Here is a 19,283-nt window from a genome sequence, read left to right on the forward strand (position 1 = left end):
CCAGGGACAGACACAGGATGAATACGACGATAGCCATGATGCAGCCCTACTGGTTCCCCTACCTGGGCTACTTCCAATTGATTGCCGGCGCCGATGTGTTCGTCCTGGGCGACGACCTGCAATACGTGAAAGACGGCTGGATCAACCGCAACCGCGTGCTGTGCGGGGGCAAGCCCTGGTTGTTCAGCCTGCCGCTGGCCCGGGACGTTCATGGCCTGGCGATCAACCAGCGGCGCCTGGCCGACACCGCCACCGGCAATCTGGACAGCCTGCTCAAGACGCTCGCGCTGCATTACGCGCGCGCGCCACAGCGAGCCGAAGTGATGCCCTTGCTCGAAGGCATCATGCGCTACCCGGATGCCAACCTGGCCCGCTATCTGGAGTACAGCCTGCGCCAGGTGTGCGCCTACCTGAAGATAGACACCCCCATTCTGCTGGCCTCCGAACTGGATATTCGCGACATCGCCGATAAACAGGACCGCGTGATCAAGACCATGCACCGCCTGGGTGGCAACCGCTACATAAATCCCATCGGCGGGCGCGAGCTGTATGAAGAAGAACGCTTCCGTCAGGCCGGGCTGAGCCTGCGCTTCCATCACATGGGAGACATCAGCTATGCCCAGTTCGGCCAGGCGTTCGTGTCGCACCTGTCGATCATCGACGTGTTGATGTTCAACCCGGTGGAACAGATCCGCCAATGGCTCGACCACTACAGCCTGCTGCTGCCTGCGCCGCGCATGGACGCAGCCCGGGCCCAGGCCAGCGTGCCGGTCGCTGCCCGTGCCCCCCTTTCTCTGTCATAGGACACACGCCATGGATGCCGCTGTCGCCAACCGCTTGAACGCCAACTGGTATTTGATCCAGACCAAGCCACGCCAGGAAGCACGCGCCGAGGAGCACCTGGCCCGTCAAGGCTTCGAGTGCTATCGCCCGCTGACTGAAAGTGCCCCTGCCGGCGCCCGGTCGAGCCGCCTGGTGGAGCAGCCGCTGTTCCCCGGCTACCTGTTCATTCATATGCACCGCGACGATAGCTGGTACCCGATCCGCTCTACCCGCGGCGTGTCGCGCATCGTGGCGTTCGGCCCCAACCCGTGCCCGGTGAGTGACAAGCTGATCGACGAAATTCGCCAGCGCGCTCATGTCACTAGCGACACACCGGGTTTTCATCGTGGCGAGAAAGTCGGCGTGGTCACCGGGGACAGTGAGATGGAAGCGATCTTCCTGTGCAATGACGGGGAGGAACGAGCGGTGATCCTGCTCAACCTGCTGCAGCGCCAGCAACGCGTGGTACTGGCTCGCCAGAACCTGCAACGAGTGGTCAGCCATGCGTACTGAATCTCAGCGGAGGCGCAACATGAACGGTACCACTACCCTGGTGACGCTCACTTATGGGCAGCGCCTGAACTACCTGCGAACACTGGTTAACCGGTCACTGGGCAGCTGGCGCATCCAGCGCGTGATCGTGGTGAGCAACGCCTCCACCGACAACCTGCGCTCACTGTGTGAGGCATGGCCGGGCCAGGTGGAGGTGATCGACCTGCCCATCAATACCGGCTCGGCCGTGGGTTACAAGGTAGGGATAGAGGCCGCGCTGGAGCGAGGCGCCGAATACATCTGGCTGATGGATGACGACAACGCGCCCACGCCCGGCGCCATCGACGCCCTGCATCAACGCTTGTTCGAATGCGCCCAGGGGCGCGGCTGGGACAAGGCCGCGGTGATCGGCTTCCGCCCCACGCATCAGGCGGACATTGCCGCTGGCGTACCCCGGCCGTTCGCCGTGCAATGGCGCTCCAGCTGCTTCGGCTTTCATATCGCGCAGCTGCCGTACAAGGTGTGGCGCCGCACTCCTTGGGGGCGGCCCAACGCTCGGCGCAAGCAGGCCTCGCTGGTGAAGCTGCCGTTCACCACCTATGGCGGGTTGCTGGCTCACCGCTCGCTGTATGAGCGCATCGGCACGCCACTGGGCGATCTGCTGCTATATGCCGACGACACCGAATACACCTGGCGCATCACCGCGTCGGGTGGCGAGATTTTCCTGGCCACCGAGGCCGTGCTGGATGACCTGGAGCATTCGTGGAACATCAAGGAGCGCACCGGCAACATCTACGAGACCTTCCTGCTGGGTAACTCGGAGTTTCGAGCCTATTACGCCGCGCGTAATCAGGCGTGGTTCGACAAGCACGTCTGGGCCGCGTCTGGCTGGCTGTATTACCTCAACCGGTCGCTGTTCCTCTTCTTGCTGCGCCAGGTAGCCCGTCGCAAGGGCTCGCTGGAGCGGCTGAACCTTATCGAGCAGGCGATCCGCGACGGCGAGTCGGGACGGCTGGGCACTCACGAGTCCTATCCGCTATGAAGCTACTGTTCCTTAACAGCCTGTACGCCCCGCACATTGGCGGGGGCGCCGAGATTGTGCTGCAACGCACCGTGGAAGGGCTGCAAAGGCGTGGTGATGACGTTTGCGTGCTGGCCACCGGCCCTCAACCCGGGTTACACGTCACTGACGTTCGCGGCGTCAAGGTGTACCGGGCCGGGCTGTTGAACGCTTACTGGCATTTCAGCCCTCAACGCCCCGGCGCGCTGGTGCGCCTAGGCTGGCACCTGCGGGACCGCTACAACACCGGCATGCGCCAGTACGTGCGCGAAGTGATCAAGCGGGAAAAGGTGGACGTGGTGGTGTGCCACAACCTTGCAGGCTGGTCGGTCGCGGCCTGGGATGAAATCACCGAGGCAGGGCTGCCTACTGTTCAGGTGCTGCACGACCTTTACCTGTTGTGCCCGGGCAGCAACATGTTCAAGAAGGGCAACGCCTGCAAAACCCCCTGCACCCTCTGCCGCAGTTTTCGCCAAGGCCATGCCGAGCGCTCCGCGCAGGTGACCGCGGTGGTGGGCGTGAGCGAGTTTCTATTGCAGCGGGTGCGGGCTGCGGGCTTTTTCAGCAAGGCTGACGCCAGCGTGGTGTACAACGCCACGCCGCGCGCCGATACCGCCATCGCTGCCTACCAGCCGCCTGCGCAACCCACGTCGGCGCCCGTTCGGTTTGGCTACCTGGGCACACTGTCGGAACAAAAAGGGCTGACTTGGCTGATCCGTCAGTTCAATACCCTGGACTTTCCCGCCACCCTGGAAATCGCCGGGCGCGGGCAGGCCGACTACGAGGCGCAGCTCCGCGCCCTGGCCGGCGATACACCGCGTATCCGCTTCGTGGGCTACCAGTCCCCGGAAAACTTCTACCGCCACATCGACGTCGCCGTGGTGCCTTCGGTGTGGAACGAGCCCTTCGGCCTGGTGGCCGTTGAGGCCTGTTCCCATTCGGTGCCGGTAATCGCCAGTTGCCGGGGTGGCTTGCCGGAAATCATCGAGGACGGGGTGAACGGGTTGCTGTGCTATCCCGAGCAGCCTGGCTCGCTGGCCGAGGCCATGAAGCGCCTCGCGCAGGACCCTGCCCTGCGCCAGCGCCTGACCGACCAGGCGCGCTGCAGCGTGGAGCACTTGCTGGACATAGAGCGGATGCTGGACGCGTATCAAGAACTCTTCAAACAGGTTGTTACCAAGGGGTCGCCACGTCATGGCAACGACATTGCCGTACACAGCCGTTGAGCGCCGGGCCTGGCTGGCCTTCGACAAATCCACGGTCATGGCCTGGACCGCCTTGAGCCTGATGGGCGTGGAGACGTTCTCCGGCGCGCTTCGCTATTACCTAGACATGGCGGGCGCCTCGGCGCTGCTCTACTTGCCCAAGGCCGCCTGCCTGGCGCTGTTTGCCCTGGAACTGTTCAGTGCCCGGCTGAGCCGCAGCTTCTGGTTGGCGTTGCTGTTGCTCGCCGCCTCCAGCCTGATGGGGATGCTGCATGGGGCCAGCGCCAGCAATGTCGGCTTTAGCCTGTTCATCTACAGCCCGCTGTTGTTCGGCATGCTGTGCGGGGCGTACCTGCAGCAGCGCAAGCACCTGATGGTCTGGATAGTGGGCCTGTGCCTGGTGGCCTCGATGGCAGGGATACTGCTCGACAAGTACACCAGCGTGCCGTGGAAGGGTTACAGCTACAACCTGGGCGATACCACCCTGCGTGGCAACACCGCCTGGTCGACCGGAGGCACCGATCGCCTGGCCGGGTTTGCCCGGATGTCCACCACGGCCGCCATGATGATGGCTATCTACGCCCTGTACCTGACTGCTTTCACCCGCTCCCGGGTGTTGATGAGCCTGCTGTTCGCCGCCACCTTTGGCAGCATCCTGCTGACCACGAACAAATCCACTGCCGCCGCGTTTGCCATCGCGCTGCTGCTATTGCCCATCTTGCGTCAGCCGCTGCTGTGCCGGGTGCTGTTCCTGCTTGTAGTAGGCATGGGAATCGCCCTCCCCGTGCTATCTGTACTGTCGGATTTCGACGGCCACGCCACCACGGGCGACAGCGTAATGGCCTCGTTCTATGACCGTCTGGTGAATACCTGGCCGATGGTGATCACCACCATTACCCGCGAAGGCTGGGGGGTCATGGGCGCTGGCTTCGGCATGATCGGCAGCAGCGTGGCGCTGTTCCCGGTGTACTCGGCGCAGATGCCTGCGGTGACCGACAGCACGGCCTTGTACCTGTGGAGCACCCTGGGGGTGGCCGGCATCCTCCTGTTCGGTGGCCTGCTGCCGTTGCTCAGTGGCCTGGCTGCGCGGCGGGACTGGATGAGCGGCGCACTGATGACGATCACGTTCTGCATCACCCTGATCAGTTGGACCACTGACGTTCTGGAGGTGCCTGTCGCGGCCCTGGCCGTCGGGCTGGCCGTGTCGCATCTCCTGAGGCGCCCCGCTGTTCCGACCTTTGAGCTGTATTTGCGGGAGCTGTCCCATGAACCTGTATTTCCTGCGCCGCGCGCTCTGTAGTGCCGCGTTGCTGTTGTGCTGCCCGGCAGGTGCCTTTGCAGAAGAGGCACCGGCGGCTTCCGCAGGCTTCATCCTCGGTGTGGGTACCCACTTGTTCAACCAGCAAAAGCAGGTCGAGGCGCCCTTCGCGATGATGCGCGACGCGCAGATCCGTTCGGTACGCGATGACGCGTTCTGGTCCACGGTGGAACAACTGCCCGGCCAACTGATGATTTCGCCGGACTGGTACAAATACCTGCGCGAGCAGCGCGCCAGCGACATGAGCAACATCCTGGTGCTGGGGTATGGCAACCGGTTCTATTCCAACAACAGCAAGCCTGTATCACCGACCGTGCGCGCCGGCTTCGCTCGCTACGTCGACTTCGTAGCGCGCCGGCTCAAGGGCCAGGTAGGTTTCTACGAGGTGTACAACGAGTGGGACGTGGAGGACCCGATTACCCAGGCGTTTGGCGAGGCGTACCTGGACCTGGTGCGAGATACCTCCCGCCAGCTACGGCGCCTCGATCCGGGCGCGCGCGTCCTCGCCGGCGCGGTGACCACCCGTGGCATCAAGGTCGGTTTTGCCGACCGGCTGGTGCGCAATGGCGTGATGAAGTACGTGGACGGGCTGTCGCTGCACCCTTATGTGCATTGCGAAAAGACCAACGGCGGCAATACGCCGGAAAGCTGGATTCGCTGGATGCGGCAAGTCTCCACGCGGCTCGACAACCTGGCGGGCGAGCCTGTCCCGCTGTACCTGACTGAAATGGCCTGGCACAGCACTGGCGACCTGGACCCTTGCGGCATAGACGAAACCACGCAGGCTGCCTGGCTGGCGCGGGCGTACCTGCTGGCCAAGACCCTGCCGGCCATCAAGGGCCTGTGGTGGTACGACCTGAGCAACGACGGCAACAACCCGGCTGACCCGGAACACAACTTCGGCCTGTTGCGTCGGGACCTGAGCATCAAACCTGCCTATGCCGCGCTCAGGCGCATCGCGCCGGTGCTCAATCACTACCGTTATGTGCCGGCGCAGCCACTGCCGGCTACCCAAGGAAGCGAGCCGCTGATCGAAATGGAATTTCGCCGGGGCAGCCATCGTCTGCTGGCGGTATGGACAGAGGGGCAGCCCGGCCCTGTGACCCTTTCGTCACCCGGCGCGCCGACGCATCCGGTCCAGGTGAGCGGCATGCCGTTGTTGATTCGGCTCGACGACAGTAGCGCCCCAAGAACATGACCGGCCAGGCAGGCCCTTTCAACACCGACCCGCTGCACAAGGATGTATCGAAGATGATTGTCATCAATGCGCGTTTTTTGACCCAGGAACTTCGTGGTGTGCAGCGTTTTGCCGAGCAGATCTGCCTCGCGCTGAAAACCTTGCGTAATGACGTGGTGTTTGTATCACCGCCGGGCATCCGCATGGAAGAAACCGCACACACGCTGGGCGCCCAGGTGATCGGCCGCAACAGTGGCCACTTGTGGGAACAGCTGGATCTGCCCCTGTACCTGCATCGCAACGGGCGCCCATGGTTGTTGTCGCTGTGTGCCACCGCACCCGTTTTTTATCGTCGCCAGGTAGTGACTCATCACGACATTACCTATGTGCGGCACCCCGAGAGCTACAGCCTGGCGTTTCGCACGGCCTACCGCCGGATGACCCCGCTGATGCTCAAGCGGGCTCACACGCTGATCACGGTCAGCGAGTTCTCGAAGCGGGAAATCGGCGAGTTCTACGGCATGCCTTCCGCTCGCATCCTGGTGGTGCCCAATGCGGTGAGCGGCGCGTTCCAGCCCCATCGTCTGGAGATCCCGCGGCCGTACCTGCTGGCGGTGTCCTCGCCCAGCGCGCACAAGAACTTCGCGCGGATGATCGAGGCGTTTCTGCGGCTCAAGGGCCATCCGGAAGTGGAGTTGCGCATCGTGGGCGCGGCGAATGGCATTTTCGCTGACCCCAGCCTGCAGCACCAGGCCGCTGGCGACCCGCGGATTCACTTCCTGGGCCGGCTGACCGACGCACAACTGATTGACCAGTACCAGCATGCCAGTGCCTTCGTGTTCCCTTCGCTGTATGAGGGCTTTGGTATTCCCCCCCTGGAGGCGCAGGCCTGCGGTTGCCCGGTACTGGCCGCCAACGCCGCGTCGATCCCGGAGGTGTTGCAGTCCAGCGCGCTGTACTTCGACCCGCTGGACGTGGACCAGATGGCCCGCGCCATGGCGCTGGTGCTGGACAACCCGTCCATTGGCGAACACCTGAGAACCCTCGGGCTACGCAACGTGGCGCGCTTCAGCTGGCAGGCCTCGGCCCGGCTGATCAGTGACCGGCTGGATACGCTGCAGCAAAACGACCGCACCCCTTTGCACATCACTACTAAAGGCGCTGAACAGCGCGCCAGGGAGCACCAATGAAAATCGCCATCGTCCATGACTGGTTGGTTACCTTTGCCGGAGCGGAGCGAGTATTGGCGTCTTTGCTGAAAGTGTGGCCGCAGGCAGACCTGTTTGCGGTGATTGATTTCCTCAGCGATGAAGACCGCGCCCGCCTGGGTGGCAAACAGGCGAAAACCACCTTCATCCAGCGCTTGCCCAAGGCACGTACCAAGTACCAGAAATACCTCCCGTTGATGCCATTGGCCATCGAGCAGATGGACCTTTCGGGCTACGACCTGATCATTTCCAGCAGCCATGCGGTGGCCAAGGGCGTGCTCACCGGCCCCGACCAGCTGCACATCAGCTATGTGCACTCGCCCATTCGCTATGCCTGGGACCTGCAACACCAGTACTTGACCGAAAGCGGCATGAACACCGGCCTGAAGGGCAAGCTGGCGCGGATGATTCTGCATTACATGCGCATGTGGGACCAGCGCACCGCCGCCGCTGTCGATGATTTCGTGGCCAACTCCCGCTTCATCGGCCGCCGCATCGACAAGGCCTACCGCCGGCCGTCCACGGTGATTTACCCGCCGGTGGACACCAGTGGCTTCAGCTTCAACAGCGAGAAGCAGGACTACTATGTGACTGCTTCGCGCATGGTGCCCTACAAGAAAATCCCGATGATCGTGCAGGCCTTCGCCGCCATGCCGGACAAGCGCCTGGTGGTGATCGGCGACGGCCCCGAGCTGGCCAAGGCGCGTGCCGTGGCCGGGCCGAACGTAACCATCCTTGGCCAGCAACCTTTCGAAGTGCTGCGCCAGCATTTGCAGAATGCCAAGGCGTTTGTGTTTGCCGCCGAGGAAGATTTCGGCATTACGCCAGTGGAGGCACAGGCCTGTGGCACGCCGGTAATCGCTTATGGCCGTGGCGGCGTGCTGGAAACCGTACGGGGCCTGGACGACACGGCACCCACCGGCGTGTTCTACCCGCAGCAAAGCGTGGAAGCGCTGATCGCCGCCGTGCAAACGTTCGAGCGCGAAGGCCACCGTATTTCCGCGCGGGCCTGCCGTGAGCAGGCAGAGCTGTTTGGCGAGCGGCGCTTCGAACGCCAGATCCGCCACTTCGTGGAGGTGCGTTACGCCGAGGCCAACCTGCCGGCACCCTTGGCCGCTACGCCACGCCTCACCTTGGCCTCCTTGAACAAGGCCGCCCCGGCGGTGGTGACACCGATGTAACCGGGCTTTCCCGCAATTGGCCACATTGAACCGATGCACGTTTCACTGACAGGACGACACCATGACGACACCTCACAAGGGCATTCTTCACGCCCACCAGTCCTTCCTTTCCCTGGCCCACCGCTTGCTCGACCTGGCCGTGATCGTCGCCGGTACGCTCTGGGCCGATTGGGCCAACCAGCATCCGATTACCAGTGAAACCTGGATCAAGGTGTTGCTGGCCGTGCTGGTATTCCACTGGTTGAGCGAGTACCACAAACTCTATGGCTCCTGGCGCGGCGAGCGGATTAGCAGCGAGCTACGGCGGGTGGCCACTTATTGGGCGCTGACGTTCATGTGCCTGCTGCTGGCCGATCAGTTGCTGCCGCAGAACAGCGCGCTGCCAGCAGCCCATCACCTACAGACCTTCGCTTTCGTACTGGCGATACTCGGTGGCTACCGGTTGGCGATCCGCAGCACCCTCCACGCCCTGCGCAAGCGCGGCTACAACACGCGCAACGTGGCGATCGTGGGCACCGGCCAGGTAGGCGAGCGGCTGGCGTTGTCCATGGCCCAGGCACCGTGGATGGGCTTGCGGTTGTTCGGCTTCTATGACGACCAGCCACAGCAGATGGACCTCTCCGGCATCGGCCGCCGCGTGATTGTGCGCGGTGGGCTGGATCAACTCATCGACCACGCCCGCGACGGCCGTATCGACAAGGTGTACATCACCCTGCCGATGGTGCAGGAGCCGGTGATCCAGGAGCTGGTGAAATCCCTGAGCGACACCACTACCTCGGTGTACCTGATCCCCGATGTGTTCATGTTCGATCTGCTGCATGCACGTAGCGAAAGCATCAACGGCCTGGCCAGCATCAGCCTGATCGACAGCCCCATGGAAGGCTCGAGCAGCCTGATCAAGCGCGTCGAGGATATCGCCGCCTCCAGCCTGATCCTGGCAATGATTGCCGTGCCCATGTTGCTTATCGCGCTCGCTATCAAGGTTACTTCACCTGGCCCGGTGCTGTTCCGCCAGGTGCGTTACGGGCTGGATGGCCGCCCGATCAAGGTATGGAAATTCCGCAGCATGACGGTTCAAGAAAACGGCAGCGATGTACGCCAGGCCAGCCGTAACGACGTGCGCATCACGCCATTGGGCAAGGTGCTGCGCCGCACGTCGCTGGACGAACTGCCGCAATTCTTCAACGTGCTGATGGGCGACATGTCCATCGTGGGGCCACGCCCGCATGCCGTTGCGCATAACGAGCAATACCGGCGGTTGGTGAGCTGCTACATGCTGCGCCACAAGGTGAAACCCGGTATCACCGGGTGGGCCCAGGTGAACGGCTGGCGCGGCGAAACCAACACGCTGGACAAGATGCAGAAACGGGTGGAATACGACCTGGATTACATCGAACGCTGGTCGGTATGGCTGGACCTGAAAATCATCGCGCTCACGCTGTTCAAGGGCTTCGTGAACAAGAATGCCTACTGATGCCGCCGCGCATTACTCACGCGAGAAGTCTGTTTCTCCAAGGAAGATTGAAATGAATCGCAATGTATTGGTTGCCATGCTGTTGAGCGCGGTGCTTCAAGGTTGTGCCTTCGCCCCAGGGCAACACATGACACCGGACGATGCCTCCGAGGACACTGGCATCAACGGCCCGGTGCGCGTGGTGCAGATCACCAACAACAGCGTCAACGAAGAAAAGACCATCTACCAGCCACAGCCCGTGCCGGCTGAACTGCTGACGTACAAGCCCGAGGAATACCGCATCGGCCCGGGCGACGCACTGGTGGTAACGGTATGGGAACACGAGGAGCTGAACGCCCCGTCGGGCCCGGATCAGGGCAGCTCGGCCGCGCGTGTGGTGCGTGGTGACGGGACCATCTACTACCCCTACATCAGCTCCATCGTGGCCGGCGGCAAGACGATCGAAGAGTTTCGCGCCGAGCTTCAGCAAAAGCTGTCGCAGTACCTCACCGTGGCCAAAGTGGATGTGAACGTGCAGGGCTATGAAAGCCAGCGTGTGGTGCTGTCGGGGGCTTTTCGCAGCCCCGGCGTGCAGCCGCTGACCAACGTGCCGCTGTCGATGGTCAGCGCCATCAGCAAGGCCGGGGGCGAGGCGGACAACGCGAATCTTGCCGGGCTGATCCTCAAGCGCGATGGCAAGGAATACCTGCTGGACATCGATACGCTCAACCGCAAGGACTCGCCGCTCAACCGCATCTACCTGAAAAACGGCGACCAGTTGCACCTGGGCAACTACCGCGCAAACAAGGTGTACGTGCTGGGCGAAGTACACAACCCGCAGGTAATGAACTACGGCGGCAGCACCTTCAACCTGATGGAAGCCTTGGGTAATGCCGGCGGCATCAGCCAGGAAACCGCCAACGCCGAGGCGATCTATGTGATCCGCAGCGCGCAACCGGAAACCAGCCAACCGCCCACGGTGTTCTACCTCAACGCCAAGAAGCCCACCGCCTTCCTCCTGGCTCGGCAGTTCGACCTGCAAAGCGCCGACGTAGTGTTCGTGGGGCCCGCCAATATCACGCGCTGGAACCGCTTCATCAGCCAGTTGCTGCCGTCCGCCAGCGTAGTCGCCACGGGCGCTGCCTTCCGCAACTAAGGAAGCTTGCGTAACGGTCACGCCCTGTCGGTACCGTTACGCAATATTTCCCCCTTCCCTTTCAGGGATCCGCTACGATGAAGGCCTGTTGCCTCTGGATCGGATCCCCATGTCTGCTGCTCAATCAGCCGCCAGCGCGACTCTGGTGCTCGACAACGGGCTACGTGTACGTATCTGTCACGAGCCGCGCCTCAAACGCGCGGCTGCATTCTTGCGGGTTGATGCAGGTAGCCACGATGTCGACCTGGCCTGGCCTGGCCTCGCGCACTTCCTTGAACACCTCTTCTTTCTCGGCACCACCCGCTTCGCCGGCGATCAGGCATTGATGCCGTTCGTCCAGCGCCATGGCGGGCAACTCAATGCCTCCACCCGCGAGCGAACCACGGATTACTTCTTCGAAGTTCCGGTGCCTGCCTTTTCCGGCGCGCTGGAGCGAATGTGCGAAATGTTCGCCAACCCGCGGCTCAGCGCCACCGACCAGCGCCGTGAGCGTGAAGTACTGCACGCCGAATTCATCAGTTGGTCACGGGACAACCAGGCCCACCATGAGCTATGGCTTACCAGCCCACTGTCGGCGCGCCATCCGCTGCGTGCCTTCCACGCCGGTAACCGTTACAGCCTGCCGCTCGAGCGCGCCGAGTTCCAGGTAGCGCTGCGCCAGTTCCACTTGGACCACTACCACAGCGGGCAGATGACCCTGACCCTCGTAGGCCCCCAGCCGGAGGATTACCTGATCCGGCTGGCGCAACGTGCCTGTGCCATCCTTCCAAGGGGAAAGCCACGGCTTCGTCCCGCGCCACCGCCGCTACTCGACGGTACCGGGGACGCTCAGCCACAAGCCGAAGGCAGCCGCTTCAACCTGGCGTTCGCCTGCGATGAGCTGCCTGAAGGGGCGCCAGCGGCCGTGGCGTTTTTCAGCACCTGGTTCGCCAATGCCCAGCCCGGCGGATTGCAGGCGGAGTTGCTACGGCGCGAACTGATCGAAAGCATGCGGGTAAGCGCTCACTACCTGTACCAAGGGCAGGCGCTGATCGATATCGAATTCACGCTTACCGCCCATGGCCAACGGCACCTGCCAACCCTCAGTGCGCTGACATTCGACTGGCTTGAGTTTTTCGAGGCTGTGGATGACTGGCCCATGCTTCGTGAGGAGTACGCGTTGTTGCAAAGGCGCCAGGCCCTGACCAGCGGCGCCCTGGCCTTGGCCAGGCGCCTGGCTCAGCCTGAAGAACACGCCGAAGTGCTGGACAACCAGGGCCTGGTTGCCTTGCGTGCCCTGCTTGCCCAGTTGCGGCCCGAACGCGTGCTTCATCCGCTGCCCAAACCCTCAGATGCGTTTGTCGCCTCCGCACCTGGCGCTCATTGGCGGCTGCCTCAACGCAACCGCTTCCTGCGGCCAAGCCGCCGCCCCGATCAACCCGTGGCCGACATTCGTGCCATGCGTTACGCACAGGGTGTAGATAACAGCGCACATGAGGCCGAATTGCTGTTGCGCTGGAACGTAGGCGCATCCCACCAGGCTGGCCTGTGGCAGGTGCTGGACCGCGCCTTGCAGCGGCTGGTGCACGAGGCACGGCAAGCCGGGGTGAAGGTGCTGTTCACCAGCCTGGGTGAAGACTGGCAGCTACGCCTCAGCGGCGTCAGCGAGCCGATGGCGCCGCTGCTGGAGCAGGTGCTGGCTGTCTTGAATGCGCCGCCGCCAGAGGTATGGCGCTATGCCGAGCCGCTGACGCCGCCAGCACAAACGCCTATTCGCGAATTGCTGCGCCAATTGCCCGAGCACTGCCTGGGCAATAGTCGTGGCAGCGCCCGTCATCAGCCGGAAGACGTGCAGCCGGGCAAACTTCAGAAGGTCTGGAGCGTGGCTACCTGGGAAGGTCTGGCGCTGGGCTTCAGCGATTCAAGCCGCAGTGCGCTTAACCTGGCGCTGCGGGCCATGCCGGGCCACCCCGACCCACAGATGGCCGCCCGCGCCCGGCGCATGCAAGGCAAGCGCTGGAGCGTACTGCCCGCGCCCGGGAGCGAGCATGCCCTGTTGCTGTTCTGCCCCGCACCGCCGGGGTCGATCAGCGAGGACGCTGCCTGGCGGTTGATCGCACAGATCGCCCAGGCGCCGTTCTACCAACGGTTACGGGTAGAGTTGCAGCTGGGGTACGCGGTGTTCAGCAGCTTCCGACAGATCGCCGGCTTGCCGGGCCTGGTGTTTGGCGTGCAGTCACCCGGCACGGACCAGCCCGCGTTGCTTGGCCATTTCGATCAGTTCCTCAAGCAACTGCCGCGGCTGATCGGCAACCTGGGCAGCGAGAAGCTGCTTGGCCAGCGGCAGTCATTGATCAACCGCTTGAAACCGGAGGAGATGGACACCAGCCAGCTGGCGGACACGCTATGGCAGGCCCACCTGGGTGGCCACGACGGGGATTATCTCAAGCGCTTGCAGCAGGCCATGGGGGAGTTGCGCTCTACCGAGCTGGTGAGCGCGGCTTGGCGGTTGGCCAACGCCGACCACGGCTGGCTGGTATTGGCAAACGGGGGTGAAGCACCAAAAGGGTGGGAGGCAATGGGAACATTCTTACCGGAACGGTAATGAGCTTTCCTTTATTTTTCACCTAACCGGCTGGTTACTTTGAGTACAATGGCGGCCAACCTCGCATGAACGTCCGCGCCCGCGCGCGGACTAAACATTGCCGGCTTTTTTCTTTCCTACAGAGGATGACGCCCATGTGGACCAAACCTGCTTACACTGATCTGCGTATTGGTTTTGAAGTAACGATGTACTTCGCTAATCGTTGATCTCAACGATCGGCATGACGCCTCGGTTCGCCGGGGCGTTTTTATTTGCGCTATTCGAGAGCCCACATGTACGTTCAAATCCTCGGCTCGGCGGCGGGTGGTGGCTTCCCTCAGTGGAACTGCAATTGCCCCAATTGCCGTGGCCTGCGTGACGGCACCTTGCGCGCCCAGGCTCGCACCCAGTCCTCTATTGCCCTGTCCGATGACGGCGTGAACTGGATTCTATGCAACGCCTCCCCGGACATTCGCGCGCAGCTACAAAGCTTCGCGCCGCTGCAACCGGGCCGCGCGCTGCGCGACACGGGCATCGGGGCGGTCATCCTGCTGGACAGCCAGATCGACCACACCACCGGGCTGCTGAGTTTGCGTGAAGGTTGCCCGCACCAGGTGTGGTGCACCGACATGGTCCATCAGGACCTCACCACCGGCTTCCCGCTGTTCAACATGCTTAGCCACTGGAACGGTGGCTTGCAATGGCAACGGATCGGCCTGGACGAAAGCTTCACCGTACCGGCCTGCCCGGCGCTGCGCTTTACCCCTTTGCCACTGCGAAGCGCTGCCCCACCCTATTCCCCGCACCGGTTCGATCCGCACCCCGGCGATAATATCGGGCTGATAGTGGAAGACCTGAACACCGGTGGCCGATTGTTCTATGCACCAGGCCTGGGCCAGGTGAGCGAGGAACTGCTGACACGCATGGCGCAGGCAGACTGTTTGCTGGTAGACGGCACCCTGTGGGAAGACGACGAGATGCAACGCCGTGGCGTAGGTACCCGTACCGGCAGGGAAATGGGCCACCTGGCGCAAAACGGCCCCGGCGGCATGCTTGAAGTGCTGGACGGCCTGAACGTTGCGCGCAAGGTGCTGATCCACATCAACAACACCAACCCGATCCTCGACGAAGACTCCCCCGAGCGCGCCGAAGTGGAGCGGCGCGGCGTAGAAGTGGCCTTCGACGGCATGAGCATCCAGCTGTAGGGTACGCCTGCGCCTTGCAGGAGCTTTCAACCTGCAGGAAGCGGGCGTAGCTCGCGAATGGATGACGCGCCTTACACCGATCACAAGAGGCATTCCCGTGAGCGAACAACCCCTCACCCCGGCCGAATTCGAACAGGCCTTGCGCGCCAAGGGCGCCTATTACCACATCTACCACCCGTACCATGTGGCCATGTACGAAGGGCGCGCCACCCGCGCGCAGATCCAGGGATGGGTGGCCAACCGTTTCTACTACCAGGTCAACATCCCCATGAAGGATGCGGCCATCCTTGCCAACTGCCCGGACCGCGAGGTGCGGCGCGAGTGGATTCAGCGCCTGCTCGATCATGACGGCGCGCCGGGCGAGGACGGTGGCATCGAAGCCTGGCTAAGGCTGGGGGAGGCCGTGGGGCTGGACCCCGACCAGCTGCGTTCCCAGGAGCTGGTGCTGCCGGGCGTGCGCTTTGCCGTGGACGCTTATGTAAACTTCGCCCGCCGTGCGAGCTGGCAAGAAGCCGCCAGCAGCTCGCTGACCGAATTGTTCGCGCCACAGATTCATCAATCCCGGCTGGACAGCTGGCCGGCGCATTACCCGTGGATCGATCCGGCAGGCTACGAGTACTTCCGTACCCGCCTGGGCCAGGCGCGCCGGGATGTGGAGCATGGGTTGGCGATAACCCTGGCCCACTACACTACGCTCGAAGGCCAGCAGCGCATGCTGGAGATTCTGCAGTTCAAGCTCGATATCTTGTGGAGCATGCTGGACGCCATGACCATGGCCTATGAGCTTGATCGCCCTCCTTATCACAGCGTGACCCGCGAGCGGGTCTGGCACAAAGGAATAACACTATGAGTTTCGACCGTAACCGGGTGCCCGCCTGGCGCCCCGGCTATCGCTTTCAATACGAGCCGGCGCAGAAAGGCCATGTGTTGCTCTACCCTGAAGGCATGATCAAGCTCAACGAAAGCGCGGGCGCCATCGGCGCGATGATCGACGGCCAGCGCAGTGTCGCGGCAATCATCGACAGCCTGAATTCACAATTCCCGGGTGTACCGGAGCTGGCCGACGACGTCGAACAGTTCATGGAGGTGGCGCGTGAAAAGCACTGGCTCCAGCTCGCCTGAGCCCGCAGTGGGCCTGCCGCTGTGGCTGCTGGCGGAGCTGACCTACCGCTGCCCGCTGCAGTGCCCTTACTGCTCCAACCCGCTGGACTTCGCCGCCCAGGGGAAAGAGCTGACCACCGAGGAATGGTTCCGGGTGATGGCCGAGGCCCGCGAGATGGGCGCGGCCCAGCTGGGGTTTTCCGGTGGCGAGCCGCTGGTGCGCCAAGACCTTGCCGAGCTTATCGGTGAGGCTCGCCGGCTGGGGTATTACACCAACCTCATCACCTCCGGCATCGGCCTCACCGAAGCCCGCCTGGATACCTTCAAGGCGGCTGGCCTGGACCATATCCAGATCAGCTTCCAGGCCAGCGACGAGGACGTGAACAACCTGCTCGCGGGCTCGAAAAAGGCCTTCGCGCAGAAGTTGGCGATGGCGCGAGCGGTGAAAGCACGGGGCTACCCGATGGTGCTCAATTTCGTGACCCACCGGCACAACATTGACCGTATCGACCGGATCATCGAACTGTGCCTGGCATTGGAAGCTGACTTCGTGGAGCTTGCCACCTGCCAGTTCTACGGGTGGGCACAGCTGAACCGCGTAGGTTTGCTGCCAACACAAGAGCAGTTACGCCGGGCCGAGCGCATCACCAACGAATACCGTGCACGGCTCGAAGCCGAGGGCCATCCGTGCAAACTGATCTTCGTGACGCCGGATTACTACGAAGAGCGGCCCAAGGCCTGCATGAACGGCTGGGGCAGTATCTTCCTGACCGTGACGCCTGACGGCACCGCATTGCCTTGCCACGGCGCGCGCCAGTTGCCGGTGCAGTTCCCCAATGTGCGGGAACAGTCGCTGGATGATATCTGGTACCGCTCCTTTGGCTTCAATCGCTTCCGGGGCTATGACTGGATGCCCGAGCCGTGCCGCTCCTGCGATGAGAAAGAGCAGGATTTCGGCGGCTGCCGCTGCCAGGCGTTCATGCTGACCGGCGACGCCAGCAATGCCGACCCGGTGTGTGCCAAATCGGCTCACCATGGGGTGATTTTGGCAGCGCGGGAGGAAGCCGAGCGCAGTACCACTCCTATCGAAGGGCTGACCTACCGAAATGAGCGAAATTCACACGTCATCGCCCGGGGCTGAGCCCCTTGGCGCACCGGAAGTGGTTGCCGCTGGCCGCGACTTCGCCGAACTCGCCGTTACTGGCGCCGGGCTGTTCTGGAACGAATTCCGCCCTGAAGAAGGTAGCTCCCGGCTCTATCGCTGGCAGGAAGGCGCCACTCACTGCGTCACACCTGAAGGGTTCAGCGTACGCAGCCGGGTGTACGAGTACGGCGGTGGGGCCTTCTGTGCCGGGCCGGAGGCGGTGTATTTCGTCAATGAAAAAGACCAGCAGATCTACCGGCAAGCGGTCACACCCTTGGGCGAGCCCGAACTGCTGAGCCAGGGTGGCTGCCATTATGGCGGCCTGGCCTGGCATCACGGCCTGGTGCTAGCGGTAGAGGAACGGCCGGGGCTGCCTTATCCCAGCCACCGCCTGGTGGCACTCGACGCCCAAACCGGCGAGCGCCAGGTACTGGCCGAGGGCGCGGACTTCTACGGCGCGGCCACACTCAGCCCGTGCGGCAAGCGCCTGGCGTGGGTGGAATGGGACCGCCCCGAGCAGCCGTGGACGCGCACTCGCTTGATGTGTGCGGAACGCGCGGGCAGCGAGGGTTGGAATGCGCCGGCCTGCGTGGCAGGCAACAGAACAGCCGAATCCCTGCAGCAGCCACGGTTCGACAGCCAAAGCCGCCTGTATTGCCTGAGCGATCGCAAAGGGTTCTGGCAACCCTGGGGCGAAACCGCTGATGGTTGGGCCATGCTGCCCGGCAAAGCGGCGGACCACGCCAGCGCGCCTTGGCAACTGGGTACCACCAGCTGGTTGCCGCTGCCTGAAGGCGGCTATGCCGCGAGCTGGCTGGAGAAAGGCTTCGGCTACCTCGGCGTTGTCAGCGATGCGGGGGAGCTGACTGATTACACCGATCACTACACACGTTTTCGCAGCATCGCTGCCACTGACGAATACTTGTATGCCATTGCCGCCTCCCCGCTGCTTCCGCCTGCGGTGATCGCCATCAACCGAGCTAACCACGAGCTCGACGTAATCGCAGGTAGCGAGCCATTACTGCCAGCCTCAGCGATCACAACACCCCGGCCGTTCACCTACCCCAGCGGCGACGGCGAGGCACACGGCTTCTTTTACCCTGCGTACGGCGAACCGGCGAACGCGCCCTTGCTGGTGTTCATTCATGGTGGCCCAACCTCCGCCTGCTACCCCGTGCTGGACCCGCGCATACAGTTCTGGTGCCAGCGTGGCTTTGCCGTTGCCGACCTGAACTACCGTGGCAGCAGCGGCTATGGCCGCGCCTATCGCATGGCGTTGCAGCATAACTGGGGCGTGACGGACGTACAGGATGCCGGGAACGCTGTAACCTGGTTGCGCGCCGAACGCTGGGTAGACGACGCCCACGCCTTCATCCGTGGCAGCAGCGCCGGTGGCTACACCACACTGTGCGCCCTCGCGTTCCTGGATATTTTCAGCGGCGGTGCCAGCCTGTATGGCGTAAGCGACCCGATGACGCTTGCGCGCGAAACCCACAAGTTCGAGGCCGATTACCTGGATTGGCTGATCGGCGACCCTGACCAGGATGCCCAGCGTTACGCCGAGCGTACCCCGCTACAGCACGCTGACCGTATCACGGCCCCGGTGATTTTCTTCCAGGGCGAGCTTGATACGGTGGTGGTGCCCGAACAGACCGCGGCGATGGTCGCTTCGCTAGAGGCCAACGGCGTGCCGGTCAAAGCGTTCTTCTACGCCGAGGAGCGCCACGGCTTTCGCCAGGCGAAAAACCTGGCGCACGCACTGGAGCAGGAGTGGCTGTTCTACAAGGGGATGGTCTAACGTTTCGCGATGATGTAGACAGCATGCACAATGCCCGGAATGTAGCCACAGAGCGTGAGCAGAATGTTCAGCCAGAAGGCGCCCCCGAAGCCCACTTGCAGGAAAACGCCCAGCGGGGGGAGCAGGATGGCGAAAATGATGCGGATCAGGTCCATGGGGTAATGCCTCCAAAAGGTATACCTCACAGACCCCGGCCTGCCGCTGCGGTTCAGCGGTTGGCGCCTCTTGCTCTATAGGAAGCGGGCGGAGCTCGCGAATTGCCAGCGCCGCAAGAAGGCCGTTCTTGCGCTTCTCGCAGGGGGCCCATCGATTCATATTCCCAGAAACAAGAAACCCCGCCGAGGCGGGGTTTGCAGACTTGTTTCCCTGACATCCATATCGTCCCGCCAGCCTTGGCAGT

At 63.0% G+C, this 19,283-nt stretch carries 18 protein-coding genes; 17 read left to right on the forward strand and 1 reads right to left on the reverse strand.

The window, feature by feature from the left end:
• The first annotated feature begins 17 nt into the window (after window positions 1-17).
• The 17 genes from LG385_RS18480 to LG385_RS18560 all read left to right on the forward strand — a co-directional run bounded on the left by LG385_RS18480 (window position 18) and on the right by LG385_RS18560 (window position 18,883).
• Window positions 18-803, forward strand: coding sequence for a WbqC family protein (locus tag LG385_RS18480; protein ID WP_225775416.1), 786 nt, complete (start codon window positions 18-20; stop codon window positions 801-803).
• 10 nt (window positions 804-813) lie between these two features.
• Window positions 814-1,335 carry a transcription/translation regulatory transformer protein RfaH gene (gene rfaH / locus LG385_RS18485; protein ID WP_225775417.1) on the forward strand — a complete coding sequence of 174 codons (522 nt, stop codon included), beginning with the start codon at window positions 814-816 and terminating at the stop codon, window positions 1,333-1,335.
• Between the two features lie 19 nt (window positions 1,336-1,354).
• Window positions 1,355-2,356, forward strand: coding sequence for a glycosyltransferase (locus LG385_RS18490; protein WP_225775418.1), 1,002 nt, complete (start codon window positions 1,355-1,357; stop codon window positions 2,354-2,356).
• On the forward strand, window positions 2,353-3,600 hold the full coding sequence (locus LG385_RS18495) for a glycosyltransferase family 4 protein (RefSeq protein ID WP_225775419.1): 1,248 nt from the start codon (window positions 2,353-2,355) through the stop codon (window positions 3,598-3,600). The genes LG385_RS18490 and LG385_RS18495 overlap by 4 nt, the downstream gene beginning before the upstream one ends.
• Window positions 3,569-4,879: a hypothetical protein gene (locus tag LG385_RS18500; RefSeq protein WP_225775420.1), complete on the forward strand. Its 1,311-nt coding sequence runs from the start codon at window positions 3,569-3,571 to the stop codon at window positions 4,877-4,879. The genes LG385_RS18495 and LG385_RS18500 overlap by 32 nt, the downstream gene beginning before the upstream one ends.
• On the forward strand, window positions 4,845-6,095 hold the full coding sequence (locus LG385_RS18505) for a hypothetical protein (RefSeq protein ID WP_225775421.1): 1,251 nt from the start codon (window positions 4,845-4,847) through the stop codon (window positions 6,093-6,095). The genes LG385_RS18500 and LG385_RS18505 overlap by 35 nt, the downstream gene beginning before the upstream one ends.
• Window positions 6,096-6,148: 53 nt before the next feature.
• On the forward strand, window positions 6,149-7,264 hold the full coding sequence (locus LG385_RS18510) for a glycosyltransferase family 4 protein (protein WP_225775422.1): 1,116 nt from the start codon (window positions 6,149-6,151) through the stop codon (window positions 7,262-7,264).
• On the forward strand, window positions 7,261-8,463 hold the full coding sequence (locus LG385_RS18515; RefSeq protein WP_181113270.1) for a glycosyltransferase family 4 protein: 1,203 nt from the start codon (window positions 7,261-7,263) through the stop codon (window positions 8,461-8,463). Before LG385_RS18510 ends, LG385_RS18515 begins: the two co-directional genes overlap by 4 nt.
• Window positions 8,464-8,524: 61 nt before the next feature.
• Entirely contained in the window at window positions 8,525-9,937 is a 1,413-nt protein-coding gene (locus tag LG385_RS18520; protein ID WP_225775423.1) for an undecaprenyl-phosphate glucose phosphotransferase, read from the forward strand.
• A gap of 52 nt (window positions 9,938-9,989) precedes the next feature.
• On the forward strand, window positions 9,990-11,072 hold the full coding sequence (locus LG385_RS18525) for a polysaccharide biosynthesis/export family protein (RefSeq protein ID WP_181113276.1): 1,083 nt from the start codon (window positions 9,990-9,992) through the stop codon (window positions 11,070-11,072).
• A gap of 109 nt (window positions 11,073-11,181) precedes the next feature.
• Window positions 11,182-13,656: a pyrroloquinoline quinone biosynthesis protein PqqF gene (gene pqqF, locus LG385_RS18530; protein WP_225775424.1), complete on the forward strand. Its 2,475-nt coding sequence runs from the start codon at window positions 11,182-11,184 to the stop codon at window positions 13,654-13,656.
• Window positions 13,657-13,790: 134 nt separating this feature from the next.
• The gene (pqqA, locus tag LG385_RS18535; protein WP_003243383.1) at window positions 13,791-13,862 is read left to right on the forward strand and encodes a pyrroloquinoline quinone precursor peptide PqqA; all 72 of its coding nucleotides are present in this window, start codon (window positions 13,791-13,793) and stop codon (window positions 13,860-13,862) included.
• A gap of 66 nt (window positions 13,863-13,928) precedes the next feature.
• Complete coding sequence (gene pqqB, locus LG385_RS18540; RefSeq protein WP_225775425.1) at window positions 13,929-14,840, forward strand: pyrroloquinoline quinone biosynthesis protein PqqB; 912 nt, start codon at window positions 13,929-13,931, stop codon at window positions 14,838-14,840.
• Window positions 14,841-14,901: 61 nt separating this feature from the next.
• A complete protein-coding gene (gene pqqC / locus LG385_RS18545) occupies window positions 14,902-15,690 on the forward strand; it encodes a pyrroloquinoline-quinone synthase PqqC (protein ID WP_225775426.1) in 789 nt (262 codons plus the stop codon).
• Entirely contained in the window at window positions 15,687-15,962 is a 276-nt protein-coding gene (pqqD, locus tag LG385_RS18550; RefSeq protein ID WP_181113287.1) for a pyrroloquinoline quinone biosynthesis peptide chaperone PqqD, read from the forward strand. The genes pqqC and pqqD overlap by 4 nt, the downstream gene beginning before the upstream one ends.
• Entirely contained in the window at window positions 15,934-17,082 is a 1,149-nt protein-coding gene (gene pqqE / locus LG385_RS18555) for a pyrroloquinoline quinone biosynthesis protein PqqE (RefSeq protein ID WP_181113290.1), read from the forward strand. Before pqqD ends, pqqE begins: the two co-directional genes overlap by 29 nt.
• A complete protein-coding gene (locus LG385_RS18560) occupies window positions 17,048-18,883 on the forward strand; it encodes a prolyl oligopeptidase family serine peptidase (protein ID WP_225775427.1) in 1,836 nt (611 codons plus the stop codon). Before pqqE ends, LG385_RS18560 begins: the two co-directional genes overlap by 35 nt.
• Here the strand turns inward: LG385_RS18560 and LG385_RS18565 are convergent.
• Window positions 18,880-19,038 (reverse strand): YqaE/Pmp3 family membrane protein, encoded by a 159-nt coding sequence (locus LG385_RS18565; protein ID WP_011063854.1) that lies wholly within the window; start codon window positions 19,036-19,038, stop codon window positions 18,880-18,882. The two genes, LG385_RS18560 and LG385_RS18565, sit on opposite strands and share 4 nt — an antisense overlap.
• Window positions 19,039-19,283 lie beyond the last annotated feature (245 nt).

Origin of the sequence: Pseudomonas sp. Marseille-Q5115, assembly GCF_916618905.1 — a bacterium.
Lineage (GTDB): Bacteria > Pseudomonadota > Gammaproteobacteria > Pseudomonadales > Pseudomonadaceae > Aquipseudomonas > Aquipseudomonas japonica_A.

Bases quoted from the DNA above. Each gene is read 5' to 3' on its own strand.
- pqqF (WP_225775424.1), top strand. From the start codon at position 11,182: ATGTCTGCTGCTCAATCAGCCGCCAGCGCGACTCTGGTGCTCGACAAC.
- pqqB (WP_225775425.1), top strand. From the start codon at position 13,929: ATGTACGTTCAAATCCTCGGCTCGGCGGCGGGTGGTGGCTTCCCTCAG.
- pqqC (WP_225775426.1), top strand. From the start codon at position 14,902: ATGACGCGCCTTACACCGATCACAAGAGGCATTCCCGTGAGCGAACAA.
- LG385_RS18505 (WP_225775421.1), top strand. From the start codon at position 4,845: ATGAACCTGTATTTCCTGCGCCGCGCGCTCTGTAGTGCCGCGTTGCTG.
- LG385_RS18510 (WP_225775422.1), top strand. From the start codon at position 6,149: ATGATTGTCATCAATGCGCGTTTTTTGACCCAGGAACTTCGTGGTGTG.
- LG385_RS18515 (WP_181113270.1), top strand. From the start codon at position 7,261: ATGAAAATCGCCATCGTCCATGACTGGTTGGTTACCTTTGCCGGAGCG.
- LG385_RS18480 (WP_225775416.1), top strand. From the start codon at position 18: ATGAATACGACGATAGCCATGATGCAGCCCTACTGGTTCCCCTACCTG.
- LG385_RS18525 (WP_181113276.1), top strand. From the start codon at position 9,990: ATGAATCGCAATGTATTGGTTGCCATGCTGTTGAGCGCGGTGCTTCAA.
- rfaH (WP_225775417.1), top strand. From the start codon at position 814: ATGGATGCCGCTGTCGCCAACCGCTTGAACGCCAACTGGTATTTGATC.
- pqqD (WP_181113287.1), top strand. From the start codon at position 15,687: ATGAGTTTCGACCGTAACCGGGTGCCCGCCTGGCGCCCCGGCTATCGC.
- LG385_RS18520 (WP_225775423.1), top strand. From the start codon at position 8,525: ATGACGACACCTCACAAGGGCATTCTTCACGCCCACCAGTCCTTCCTT.
- LG385_RS18500 (WP_225775420.1), top strand. From the start codon at position 3,569: ATGGCAACGACATTGCCGTACACAGCCGTTGAGCGCCGGGCCTGGCTG.
- LG385_RS18560 (WP_225775427.1), top strand. From the start codon at position 17,048: ATGAGCGAAATTCACACGTCATCGCCCGGGGCTGAGCCCCTTGGCGCA.
- LG385_RS18565 (WP_011063854.1), bottom strand. From the start codon at position 19,038: ATGGACCTGATCCGCATCATTTTCGCCATCCTGCTCCCCCCGCTGGGC.
- LG385_RS18495 (WP_225775419.1), top strand. From the start codon at position 2,353: ATGAAGCTACTGTTCCTTAACAGCCTGTACGCCCCGCACATTGGCGGG.
- LG385_RS18490 (WP_225775418.1), top strand. From the start codon at position 1,355: ATGAACGGTACCACTACCCTGGTGACGCTCACTTATGGGCAGCGCCTG.